Annotated in this window: 12 protein-coding genes; 3 read left to right on the top strand and 9 right to left on the bottom strand. The window is 49.5% G+C overall.

The annotated features are described in order from the left end of the window. Positions 1–6: 6 nt before the first annotated feature. The 5 genes from J0X00_RS00760 to J0X00_RS00780 all read right to left on the bottom strand — a co-directional run bounded on the left by J0X00_RS00760 (position 7) and on the right by J0X00_RS00780 (position 4,517). Positions 7–813, bottom strand: coding sequence for an SDR family oxidoreductase (locus J0X00_RS00760; RefSeq protein WP_282476749.1), 807 nt, complete (start codon positions 811–813; stop codon positions 7–9). Between the two features lie 10 nt (positions 814–823). Then, positions 824–1,507, bottom strand: a complete 684-nt coding sequence (locus tag J0X00_RS00765) for an iron-containing redox enzyme family protein (RefSeq protein ID WP_282476750.1) — start codon at positions 1,505–1,507, stop codon at positions 824–826. Between the two features lie 73 nt (positions 1,508–1,580). Next, positions 1,581–3,089 (bottom strand): AMP-binding protein, encoded by a 1,509-nt coding sequence (locus tag J0X00_RS00770; protein WP_282476751.1) that lies wholly within the window; start codon positions 3,087–3,089, stop codon positions 1,581–1,583. Then, positions 3,086–3,703, bottom strand: a complete 618-nt coding sequence (locus J0X00_RS00775) for a thermostable hemolysin (protein ID WP_218561513.1) — start codon at positions 3,701–3,703, stop codon at positions 3,086–3,088. The genes J0X00_RS00770 and J0X00_RS00775 overlap by 4 nt, the downstream gene beginning before the upstream one ends. A gap of 232 nt (positions 3,704–3,935) precedes the next feature. Then, positions 3,936–4,517, bottom strand: coding sequence for a methyltransferase domain-containing protein (locus J0X00_RS00780; RefSeq protein ID WP_218562122.1), 582 nt, complete (start codon positions 4,515–4,517; stop codon positions 3,936–3,938). 272 nt (positions 4,518–4,789) lie between these two features. Here J0X00_RS00780 and J0X00_RS00785 point away from each other — a divergent pair, with 272 nt between their 5' ends. Beyond that, positions 4,790–5,668: a LysR family transcriptional regulator gene (locus J0X00_RS00785; protein WP_282476752.1), complete on the top strand. Its 879-nt coding sequence runs from the start codon at positions 4,790–4,792 to the stop codon at positions 5,666–5,668. A 385-nt stretch (positions 5,669–6,053) separates the two neighbouring features. Beyond that, positions 6,054–6,950 carry a cation diffusion facilitator family transporter gene (locus tag J0X00_RS00790; RefSeq protein WP_218561514.1) on the top strand — a complete coding sequence of 299 codons (897 nt, stop codon included), beginning with the start codon at positions 6,054–6,056 and terminating at the stop codon, positions 6,948–6,950. A gap of 140 nt (positions 6,951–7,090) precedes the next feature. On the opposite strand, the gene yddG is transcribed toward J0X00_RS00790, so the two are convergent. From yddG to J0X00_RS00810, 4 genes are all read right to left on the bottom strand, one after another. Then, a complete protein-coding gene (gene yddG / locus J0X00_RS00795; protein ID WP_282476753.1) occupies positions 7,091–8,017 on the bottom strand; it encodes an aromatic amino acid DMT transporter YddG in 927 nt (308 codons plus the stop codon). A 52-nt stretch (positions 8,018–8,069) separates the two neighbouring features. Next, positions 8,070–8,642: a sugar O-acetyltransferase gene (locus tag J0X00_RS00800; RefSeq protein WP_282476754.1), complete on the bottom strand. Its 573-nt coding sequence runs from the start codon at positions 8,640–8,642 to the stop codon at positions 8,070–8,072. 343 nt (positions 8,643–8,985) lie between these two features. Further along, positions 8,986–9,384, bottom strand: a complete 399-nt coding sequence (locus tag J0X00_RS00805) for an OsmC family protein (protein ID WP_282476755.1) — start codon at positions 9,382–9,384, stop codon at positions 8,986–8,988. 32 nt (positions 9,385–9,416) lie between these two features. Next, on the bottom strand, positions 9,417–9,995 hold the full coding sequence (locus J0X00_RS00810; RefSeq protein WP_240798135.1) for an exopolysaccharide biosynthesis protein: 579 nt from the start codon (positions 9,993–9,995) through the stop codon (positions 9,417–9,419). Between the two features lie 985 nt (positions 9,996–10,980). On the opposite strand from J0X00_RS00810, the gene J0X00_RS00815 reads away from it, so the two are divergent. Continuing rightward, positions 10,981–11,451 carry a cytidine/deoxycytidylate deaminase family protein gene (locus J0X00_RS00815; protein ID WP_136483833.1) on the top strand — a complete coding sequence of 157 codons (471 nt, stop codon included), beginning with the start codon at positions 10,981–10,983 and terminating at the stop codon, positions 11,449–11,451. The last annotated feature ends 150 nt before the right edge of the window (positions 11,452–11,601 follow it).

Below are 11,601 nucleotides of genomic sequence, written 5' to 3' on the forward strand. Positions count from 1 at the left end.
CCCTCGTTATTTAGATGTCGCCTGGTTGATGTAGTGGTGAATCGTGTCCTGTTGCTTGCGAATCGAGTTACTGACCAGCCTGGGCAGCAGTTGATTAACGCGCGCGAACAGTTTTTCCGGCCAGCCAATCCACATCGCGGCCCGCTCTTTTTCCAAAATTGTCACCACATGCTGTGCGACCACCTCAGGGGCGTCACTGTGGTTGCCGAGGCGACGGTTCATCTCAGTAACACGGTCGTCATTGAGGGGGGTGGCTGTCGCTCTGGGAGCCAGATACAGCACCCGGATTCCAGCGCCATCCAACTCTCGATCGAGCGCTTCGCTAAAGCGCTGCACACCGGCTTTGGCCGCGCAGTAACTGGTGTAACCAGGAAAACCGATCGACCCGAAGGTAGAACCGATATTGAGGATAATACCCGGACGCTGTAACCAGCCCAGAGCCGCCTGACTGGTTAGAATCGGGGTCATCAGATTAAGATGCATTTCTTGCTGCAGCGACTGGGCGGAACGCTGGGCCAGAAAGCTGAATTGATTATTGCCGGCGTTATTAATCAACACATCGATACGGCGCTTTTTGACCTGTGCCAGGCAAAACTCATCCAAGATTTCAATGCCATCGGACTGATTGAAATCAACGCACAGTACCTGGTGACGTTGAGGATAATTCAGACTATTTTTCAACGCTTCCAGTTTATTGCGATTACGGGCGACCAGAATCAATGACGCACCTTTCGCCTCCAGAGCCAACGCCATTTTTTCTCCGATACCACCCGACGCCCCGGTCAGTAATACCTGTTTATCCTGCAAATTCATGCTAATTCCCTTACGCCACATCCTGCAACTGGTCTGTGGTCAGCTGGCGCAACATACCGCCGTACAAACCAAAGACCATGTTGGCGGAATCTATAATCGCCTGTTGATCAACAGGATCCGTGATACGATTCATCAAGCTCTCAAACAATTGGATATGCTCCTGATCAAGCGTGCTGTGCGAAGTCAGATACGTCATCGCCTGCTCCGGCAGATTCAGCGTTTGTTTGATCAAAGCCGCAACCTGACCACCGACCCCGACACTGGTGCCTTCCAACACCCAGACCATGCCAAAGAAAGCCATCGGATTGGCGCGATCAATCTGGTGATAGAGGTAGGCAACCATCAGTTCAACCGGCACACCCACACGCCCTGCATCCCGATTGGCACGTACCGCCGCCGCATCGCCGCCGCAAGCATTGATATCATTGAGAATCCATTCGTGGTGTCCCTTTTCTTCCTCAATGTATTCACCAATCGCCTGACGCAGCCATTCATACTTTTCAGGCAACCGGCCGCCACAGGCCATCAGCAGCGGTACAGTGTGCTTTACATGGTGAAAAGCCTGGGTCAGAAATGCGAGATAAGTGGCACGATCAATTTCGCCCCGTGCGCACTGGGCAAAAATCGGCGCCTGAAGCATCGCCTGCTGGGTTGCGGACGTTTCTTGTTTTAGTCGGTCAAAAAATGCAGTCATATTGGATTCCTCGTGAATTGATATCGCCGGACGAACTATGTGAACCTGGATAAACTATGTACACCTGGATAAACTATGTAAACTTGGATAAATTACGTGAACCTGGATAAATAACGGCGGTGGAAACGATACCCGGCTCCTGCTCATCCAGTTGATGCAACCACTGCTCTAAACGCTGGCGAACCGGACGACCATTACTGGTAAACAGCCCTGCCCTGTGTTTCAACCCCGGTGCAGTCACCACCCGAGTAATGCGTGCGTAATCAGGCAGGTGCTGATTAAGCCTGGTAACACTGCCGATGATGGTGTCGCTGATGTCACCATCCAGAACGGCTGTCAGTCCGTATTGCCCCTCACCGACCACGATCATGCCCATTAAAGCTGGCATGGCTTGCGCTTCCGATTCGATCCATTCCGGCGACACATTGCGTCCGAAAGCGGTAATAATCTGGTTTTTCTTGCGTCCGTTGATGGTGAGAAAACCGTCTTGGTCTAATGACCCTAAATCACCGGTTGCCAGCCACGCATGACCGAATGGCTCACCGATATAACCGAGAGCAAGATTACCGCGCACCAGCACCTCACCATCGTCAGCGATTCTGACCGCTACATGAGACAGCACACGGCCGCTTGTACCCGGTTTAGAATGCGATGGTGTATTCACACTGACCACCGACCCACACTCTGACAGGCCATAGCCCTCGTAAGCCGGAATGCCGCATGCCTGAGCCTGCTGCAACAATGGCGGGGACACTCGTGCGCCGCCAACCGCCACAAACGTCAGGCTGCGGGTCAGGGCTGGTTGCAGGGTCGCAACCTGAATCAGTGCCATCAGCAGCGCTGGGGTCAGCACCAGACTGTTGGGCTGATATTGCTCCAGAGCCGCGGCGAATTGCCGTGCATCAAACTGGCTTGAGCCGGATAAGCCAACCTGCGAACCAGATAGCACGACTGAATTGGCGCCAAGCAAGATCGGCACGTAGACGCCGGTGATGTTTTCCAGCAGAGTCGATAACGGCAACATGATCAAATGGGTCTCGCAACGCACGTCCGCCTGAATCGCAGCAGCAAGGGCACAACTGACCTCAATCAACTGCTTCTGCCCCAGACAAACCCCTTTCGGCTGCCCGGTAGAACCGGAAGTAAAGGTAATCTTACTGCTGTCTGGCAGCCACTGTGGCAACCCGCTTGGCAAACGCCAGACATCGAAACCTTCAATCCGATCATCGGCGATACCATGACTATCAAGCCACTCTCCGACCAGGAGGTCAGCACCGGATTGCTGTAAGGTATGCGCCACCTGAGCCTCACTGAAAAACATCGGCACCGGAACAATCGGGATCCGCGCATACATCGCGGCCAAATCGACAATCACCCAATCGAGGCTGTTATCCGCTCGCAGCGCAATACAATTCACTGACCAGGCTTGCAATAGCTCCGCTGCCTGCTGAACCCGCACCAGTAACTGACTGTAGCTAAGACGGGTCTGCTGCTGTAATCCGTGCCGAGAACCGCTCAATGCGGTGTTATCCGGCGTATGCTGCGCACGCTGAATTAAAGTGGTAATAATTTGATTCATCATAAAATGCCGCCCAAACGATGCTGACGCGCAGCGAACAGCGCTTGCAGCTGCTGCAGCGCACCATTCAGATGTCCCGCCACGATACGAGGTTGATACTGATAATAATTTCCCCAGATCGTTTCTGCGTCCGGGATACGGGACGGGTCAGCCTCGGCCAGAATAACGGTGTCGAGCCCCAGTCTGGACATCATGGCGTACAGCGGATCGGTCGCGGTGAATACACACCATTCATAACCTTGCTCGACCAGTTTCTGAGTCATGAGTAAAAAGTGCAGCGAAGAGAAACCTTTCGAGAAAGAGGCTAACTGACCAAATTCAATCAGCTGATGCCGGTCGACCGGCTTAGCAAATACCTGCGTCAGCAAAACATCCGCTTGCTGGTCCAGATATTGCTCCAGAAACAGCGGTTCATCACCGGCGACACGGTAGCCGCATAAGGATTTAATCTGGTTGTTATCCATCAGTGCCATAAACGTCGGCATAAAAGTGTCAAGCCGGGCATCAAACGCCAGCGAATAACGCTGAGCGATGTAGTGTTCAACTTGTGCGCGATCAGGATGGTTACGATCAACGATCGCAAGTTGCAGTGGATGATCCTGAAAAAAATCTTTCATTCAAAAGCCCTCTTTGGTGACTTACCTAAAGAGCTTAAAAACACAAGCTTAAGGAAAACTTAAGAAACACACATTTTTCTTAAGAAAAGCAAGAGAAAGATGTAATCATTTGAAAAGTAATAAAATAAATTTGAGTAAATACTACAAAAGAAGAGAGAAATAACCGACTGGCAATAAAAAACCGCAACTGACGGCTGCGGTTTAGAAAATTGAAAGGCTGAATCGCGCAGCTTTATTTGCGGCCGATACCCATAATCACTGGCATCACACCGTGTGGTGTGGTCACTTCAAACGCAGTGACAGTTTCAACATCATTAAAGCCGGCCTTAGTCAGCGTTAATTTAACCTCTGACTCGCTCAGGCCAAACTCAGGATCATCTTCCGCCACCAGCCAGTCCCAATGCACAAACAAACCGCCTTCATCCAGCAGCGAGTAAATAATTTCCGCCACTTCATCCAGATTAGCGACATAACCGCACACGGATGACGCCACCACTAAATCAAATTGTTTACGAAATGCCGGATGCTGAGCCACCAAACCGCGGGTCAGGTGATCCACCACAGGCTCCACATTCGCCAGTTCTTTTTTATCCAGCTCTTCAATCATCGCCTCTGACGAATCCAGAGAAACGATATCTTTCGCCAACGGCGACATCCACTGACTCAATAATCCGGTGCCGCAACCAAAATCAAGCACGTGCTTGCCCTCAAGGGAAGTCAGCTTATTCAGTTGCTCAAAGACGTTGTTGGCGAAAACCACGGTCGCTTCATCTTGCTCCCAGCTCGCTGCATATTCGTCCCAGTTTTGTGCCATCATGGCCTCCGTGTAACTTCTTGTCTTCAGGCTTTGTGCCCAAGTAAACTCAAACAGCCGAACTCAGGATTGGGGTTAAACCAAACGAATCCCTCTGTTTGAGACGACTCAAACACTCCAAGATTAAACCAAAATAAAGCGAAGTTCATAGAGTTACCACACAATCTTGTGCTGCAGTGTCTCTACTTGTGTCAATTGGTGATAAATTCAGCACATAGGCAGCACAGATAAAATTGTATATGATTCACACACTTTAACTCCCAGAGACCGTTATGAACCTGTCGCAGATTGAAGCATTCTGTAGTATTGCAGACGCCGGATCGGTGTCCGAGGCAGCCCGCCAGTTGGAGTGCAACCGCACCAAACTGAGCATGGCCATCAAAGCGTTTGAGAGTGAACTGGGCGTCGAACTGTTCGTGCGTACCGGCAATAATGTCAGCCTTTCGGAAGCGGGCAAAGCAATCTATAAAGATTGCGAAAGCATAATGATTACCGCAACACGCATTCGACGCACCTGTTCGCAGGTCTCGGATGAATTTGCCGCTGAAGTCTGGATTGCCCGTGACGACTCGTTGCCTGACACGGTTTGGCAGGAGCTCGCCCACTCGCTCAATAAACTGTTCCCCAACACCTCGTTTAACCTGGTGCTGGCTTCCAGCGGTGACCTGGCCAGCCTGGTCGCGACCCAACAGGTCGATTTTGCTTTTGGCGTTGATTATGAACGCCTGGACGATGCGCGCATCAGCTATCAACCACTGGGTAAAATCCGCATGATGTCGGTATGCAGTGCCACCCATCCACTCACCAAAATCAAGCGAGTGACCGATGAAGACCTGCGTAAATCGATGCAGGCGGTCATGGTCTATCTTAACGAACAGGATAATTCCAGCCTGGGACCATTTTCACGCCGTTATATCGGATTTTCCAGTTTTGAATACATGCTCAGTACCATACTGACCGAGAGCGCCTGGGGGGTGCTGCCTGAACCACTGATCCGCAACCATCTGCGTGAGCAACGCCTGGCGGTGATTCGCCATACCTACGGTCTGACTCAGGAAGACTATTGTATGTTTACCCTGACCGGCAGCACTGAAGATCCGGCCATGGCCTGGCTTTCGGATAAACTGAGCGACTATCTGTTTGATTTCTAGCTATCTGTTTGATTCCCTGCGGCCTTGTCTGAATTTAACTATTTGTTTTAATTAACAATAGACACTTAATCGCCGGCTACCAGCTCCAATGTTCACCATCGCATCAGTCCCCCTTTCTTCATGCCACTGATAACATGCAGCTCAACGTTGAATTGGCCTTGGGCTGCGCATTAGCAGTCTGACTGACGCGCTGTCTATTCCGCTCAACAGGGCGACATGCCACTCAGTGTCAATATTACTGACAGCAAAAATACATTCTATCTCTATGATTTTATTAAACAAAAGCAAAATCGGTTAAACACCAACCAACCAAAAGTACAAATCGTCGTTGTAAAAGGCCCGCTTTAGGCGAGAATAACGTCAGTTTCTTACAGGTATAAATCAAATGTGTGCTCGAACAACTTATAACGAAAAGCGTGTCCTGACCCTCTCTGCCCTTTTTGCATCCCTTTTTGCAGGCGGCGGGTTAGTGATTGGTCTGCTCGTCGGCTCACTGGTGATTATGTTTGATGGTGTTTATTCACTGGTCAGCCTGCTGTTAACATTATTGTCACTCGCGACATCACGTTACATTATGAAACCGTCTGATGAACGATTTCCGTTTGGACGCGCGGTGCTAGAACCTGCCGTGATTGCGGTTAAAGGTGCCGTTATTCTGCTGGTGGTGGGCTACTCGCTTTACTCTGCGATTGGGGCCATGTTCACCGGCGGGCGCGAAGTTGATGCGTCTATTGCCACTGCATTCGGTGCCATCAACGTTATTGGTTGTGGATTTGCATGGTGGTACATGGCAGCACTGAATAAACGCCGTACTTCTGGCCTTATCGATGCTGAAGTGAAGCAGTGGCAGATGGATGCCATGCTGAGTGTTGCAGTCACCGCAGGCTTCGTCATTGCCTGGGGAATTTCATTAACGCCTTTGGCACCTTACGCTGTGTATGCAGACCCGATGATGATGTTAGCGATGTCATTTTACTTCATCAAAGTACCGTTCCAAATGCTGACTTCTGCGCTGCGCGAAATCTTCCTGATGGCGCCGAGTAAAGAGATTTGTCAAACCGTTGACCAAAGCGTGTTTGATGCCGGTAAAGAGTCCGATCAGGAGATTGAACTGGCCGGTGTGACCAAAGTAGGTCGTGAACTTTGGGTCGACGTTGATATTTACCCGGACAGCAGTGAAATGATTCTGCTGGAAGATATTGAACAGACGCGAGAAACCATTAAGAAACGTCTGGCCAAGCTGCCGCTGAAACTGCAAATCACAGTCAACATTGCTACTTGAGATCGCCACTTGAGGTTAGCCAGGCCAACGTTCGGTTAATGAGAGTTAACCAAGCAAGCAAATAGAAAGCGACGTGCCAAACCACGTCGCTTTTGTCATGTCCAGAACCCCAGGCCGTGACAAGTTAACCGCAGCGATCGCTAAACCGTTCTCTGAGTTGGGGATACTCCTGGCTGCTTCGCCGATGAACTATGACGTGTCACCCACCAGCAGACTAAAGATGCCAGCGTCACCATCACCACTCCTTGCCAGAAATGGCTGCCCAGCACCACACCAAGAATCAGGCAGGAAAAGAGAGTCGAAAATACCGGGGTAAAATAAGACAAGGTCGCCAACAGCAACATATTACCGGCCAGAATCGCCTGATTCCAAAGTGCATAGCCGCTGCCCATCACCACAGCTGTGAGTACAAGCGTCACAGCGGACGGCACGGTGAACTGTAGCGCTGGTTCATCTCCTGACACATATTTCACCCAAAGGGTCACCGCGGTAGCAATGAAAAACAGAGTGACTGCATTCTGACCATTGGCAATCACCCGGGTGACGTTGCAATACACCGCCCAGATAACTGCGCCCAGCGCCGCCATGGTATACGCCAGCGGATTACCCGACACATTGCCGGCAATTTGCTTCAGCGATAAACCGCTATCACCTGATATCGCCCAGGCAACGCCGAGAAAAGCGACCAGAATACATGGATAAACCCAACGGCTGACAGGCTGCCGACTGGAGATAACGGTAAGCAGTACGGTCAATGCTGGCCACAGGTAGTTAATCACCGACATTTCCAACGCCTGATGACGAGAGTGTGCCATCCCCAAAGCCAGAGCAAGGCAAATCTCGTAGCTGACAAACAGCGCCCCGCCGATAATGAGATAGCGCAAGGAGAAACGATTAATGCGGGGGATCCCCATCACACCAACCAGAAACACGCTGGCAACCGTATAAATCAGGGCAGCCCCGCCAGTCGGGCTGAACTGCTCCGCGACCATACGAACTAAACCCGCAACGCAACTCCATAACAATATGGCTGCAACACCGTAAACGGTACATCTGTGCAGTGCCAAAACAGGCTCCGGAAAAGTAATCAGAAAAGAGAACGAACTTTAACTGAAATTTTCAGCACAGAGAAGTATCCCTACCACTATTAAGGTAACGAATGATACGCGCAGGTGTACCACCAACCAGAGTATCCGGCGGCACATCATGATTGACCACAGAATTGGCCGCCACCACAGACCGGGCACCAATCGTCACTCCCTGATTAATGACGACGTTGCCGCCAATCCAGACATCGTCTTCGACCACAATCGGTTGACTGAACGCCTCCCATTCACGGCGATGTCGATAATCAAGAGAGTGAGAAGGGGTATAAAACTGGCTGTTAGGACCGATAAGCACATGATTACCAATCTTGATAGGTGCATTATCCAACATGGTCACATTCATGTTGATAAAAGTTCGGCTACCAATCGTAATCGTCTTACCAAATTCACAGTAAAACGGTGGCTGGACAATGCTGTCGGCACCAAACGCAGCAAACAGTTCTGTTTGCAACTTGTGCCGCTCAACATCACACACACTCTGATTGATCTCAACTTTCAGCTCGGTCGCTCGCTGACGTAAAGTCGCGATAGCTGCATCGTTAGCATCGAAAACCTCACCGGCAATCATCTTTTCTAATTCTTTCATCGGGCACCTCATGTTTCATGTTATGACTGCAAGGGTACCCGGATTGCGTACGGAAAAAAGAGAAAAACTCGCAGGTTAGCTTTCCCTGTTTAGAATTGACCGAGGGGGACACATCCTGTCGGTAAAACTTGATACGCAGGGCATGCTGCTCAGGAGTGACGTAACCGTACCCCTGATCGGCATACCACTCAGTGATGTGACCTTTGACGACCATACTAGTAATGATAGATTTACCAAACGTGCGCTAAACATAGTCAAAGCACTGAATTTGAGGAACGAAAAAACCGGGCTTTGACCCGGTTTTTCATTTTTAAGCACTGCTTCTTTTAAGGAACGCTTCCGATCAGCAAATTTCCCAGCTATGAGTCATTTCCACTCCGGCGCCCAGCATCAGACATACCGAGCAGTATTTTTGCAGAGAATCCGCGGTGACTTTTTCAACCACCGACTCATCAAGTTGCAGGCCGGAGATCACAAAGTGAATATTGACTTTGGTAAACAGACGCGGCGCCGTATCACGACGCTCAGTAGTCAGTTTTGCAATGCAGCTGTGTACTTGTTGCTGGGCAGATTTAAGGCCATCAACCACATCAACCGAGCTGCAACCACCAGCAGCCATCAACACCATTTCCATCGGGCTTGGCGCAGTCGCACCGCCGTTACCATCCATCACCACACAATGGCCGGACTGAGATTCACCAATAAATTTAAAATCCTCAACCCACTTAACTTGTGCTTCCATAGTTACTATCACTTCTTTTGCGTTAACACGCCTTATAATACCAACATCAGCGAGTTGAGTGCTATACGCATTAACAGATATCCCACCCACACAGCGAAGACGCTCAGCACGCCACCAATCAGCATGAACAAACCGTCACGCTCAATGATACCCAACGCAAACAAGATAATCGCGATATTAGGGGGAAAGTTCACAAAAGGCAGTGGCATCACTGCGACAACAGATAGCAGACAAATGACCACGCCAACAACGCGTCGCGCCATTGAGTTAGACAGAGGTTCCCAACGCGGTTTGATGTATTGCTCTACCCGCTCCAGCCAAGGCCGCATCTCTTCGATAAAACGCAGGGTTTTATGACGGTTAAGACGACGGCGCTGGACTAGTTTTGGCAGGCGCGGGGACTGGAAGCCAACAATGATTTGCAGACCCAGCAAAAAAATGGCAAATCCGGCGAAAAATGAAATGCCGGGAATTAATCCGGCCAGACTCAACATGATTAACAGCGCGCCATAAGAACGCCGTTTGAGCGATTCCAGCAATTCTCCAATCGAAAGGTAGGTTTCAGGATGCTGTTGCAGGGTCTTGACTAACAACTCAGAGGTTTTTTCCACACTCACCACACTATTTAACCGACAACACTATTTATTAACCAACAACACTATTTATTAACCAACGACACTATTTAACTGACGACACTGTTTAACTCATAATACTGTTTTCATCGACCAGACTATTGCCATCAACAAGACAATTTGCATCGTTGAGATAACGATGATTGCGTGCGATGTAACTTGCCATAAACTCAGCGCACCAATGTCAGCTTATTATCAGCCCATAAAAGAAAACCCCACCAAGCTCGCGCCTGGTGGGGTTCAGTTCTTACTCGCAGCAATCCGGCTACTAGAGGTGCTCCCTGCATCAATTCCTTGATAGTTTGCTGTGTCCTTCAGCGCATTCCGTTTCATCGCCGTCCTAGCGGTGTCCCTGACTCTGTCATCCTGACAGACATACGCTTATGTCCTTCAAGCCGTCCATAAACCTTCCTTCATAACCATCCTGGTTACGTCGCATCCAGCTCATGTCCTTTGCTATCCATGCCGATCATTCATCCTGAATAACCGAATCTTCATCCTGAAGATGACCTATCCCTGGGTCTTTCCTGTTCCATGTCTGCATCCTGCTGACAACTTGAGATTACGATATCGGCCAATTTGAGCAAGCGCTAAAAACAGCCCTTCCAGCTGAGAATCGGTATCAGTTAAAAACTAATCTATAACAAACAATTACTTACATTTACAGCATCTCACTTACCTTACGAATTAACAGCTAAAATCTTACATGACATGTAAGAGATCTCGCACAAAGCCAATCCTAAAATGGTCAATCGGTACTAAAGTCGCCCCCGAATAAAAGTTGATTTGGATCTCACTATTAATGCGCGGAAACCAATCATAAAGCGCACAATAAGCCAGCAATTACCCATCTTGACCTTGTGAGCACGTATTTTTTCTAGACTCATTCAGTTAAATTAAGGATATTAGTCACATAAATAACCTACGTGACTACCAATAACGATTCAGGTGAGGAAACCACACAATGATTTCTAAATGGGCACAACGCTTTTACCAAATGGCAGAACTCGTTGGTTCCTGGAGTAAAGACCCTTCGACTCAGGTCGGAGCGGTGATCACGAAACAAAACCGCATCGTTTCGGTCGGCTTTAACGGCTACCCACACGGTATTTCAGACAGCGCAAACACCGATGACCGCGATATGAAATATCTCAAGACATTGCATGCAGAAGAAAATGCTATTTTGTTCGCGAAACGGGATCTCGACGGTTGTGAAATCTATGTCACTCACTTTCCGTGCCCGAACTGTGCGGCAAAAATAATCCAGACAGGAATCGCTGCCGTGCACTGTCCGGAACAATCAGAGGACTTTTTGTCCCGCTGGGGTGACAAGATCCAAGTCAGCCAGGACATGTTTCTTCAGGCAGGCGTAAAAGTAAACTGGCTGCCAATTGAAGAACTCAGCTCGATTACAGAGATTCGCCTGCCCTCATAAGGTTTTGTCCGGCGTCATCATGAATCAGTAAGCTCTCCACACGGAGAGCTTATTTTTTGCGCTGAAAAACTCTCGCGCTCAAGCGATTATTCTGAACACCGGCCGTTAGACCGTCTCCCAAATGAGACTAGCACTAGGTTTCAGCCAAAG

It is taken from the genome of Vibrio sp. ABG19 (genome assembly GCF_029962385.1).
In the GTDB taxonomy this organism is placed as follows: domain Bacteria; phylum Pseudomonadota; class Gammaproteobacteria; order Enterobacterales; family Vibrionaceae; genus Vibrio; species Vibrio ostreae.

Bases quoted from the DNA above. Each gene is read 5' to 3' on its own strand.
- J0X00_RS00760 (WP_282476749.1), bottom strand. From the start codon at position 813: ATGAATTTGCAGGATAAACAGGTATTACTGACCGGGGCGTCGGGTGGT.
- J0X00_RS00765 (WP_282476750.1), bottom strand. From the start codon at position 1,507: ATGACTGCATTTTTTGACCGACTAAAACAAGAAACGTCCGCAACCCAG.
- J0X00_RS00770 (WP_282476751.1), bottom strand. From the start codon at position 3,089: ATGATGAATCAAATTATTACCACTTTAATTCAGCGTGCGCAGCATACG.
- J0X00_RS00775 (WP_218561513.1), bottom strand. From the start codon at position 3,703: ATGAAAGATTTTTTTCAGGATCATCCACTGCAACTTGCGATCGTTGAT.
- J0X00_RS00780 (WP_218562122.1), bottom strand. From the start codon at position 4,517: ATGGCACAAAACTGGGACGAATATGCAGCGAGCTGGGAGCAAGATGAA.
- J0X00_RS00785 (WP_282476752.1), top strand. From the start codon at position 4,790: ATGAACCTGTCGCAGATTGAAGCATTCTGTAGTATTGCAGACGCCGGA.
- J0X00_RS00790 (WP_218561514.1), top strand. From the start codon at position 6,054: ATGTGTGCTCGAACAACTTATAACGAAAAGCGTGTCCTGACCCTCTCT.
- J0X00_RS00800 (WP_282476754.1), bottom strand. From the start codon at position 8,642: ATGAAAGAATTAGAAAAGATGATTGCCGGTGAGGTTTTCGATGCTAAC.
- J0X00_RS00805 (WP_282476755.1), bottom strand. From the start codon at position 9,384: ATGGAAGCACAAGTTAAGTGGGTTGAGGATTTTAAATTTATTGGTGAA.
- J0X00_RS00815 (WP_136483833.1), top strand. From the start codon at position 10,981: ATGATTTCTAAATGGGCACAACGCTTTTACCAAATGGCAGAACTCGTT.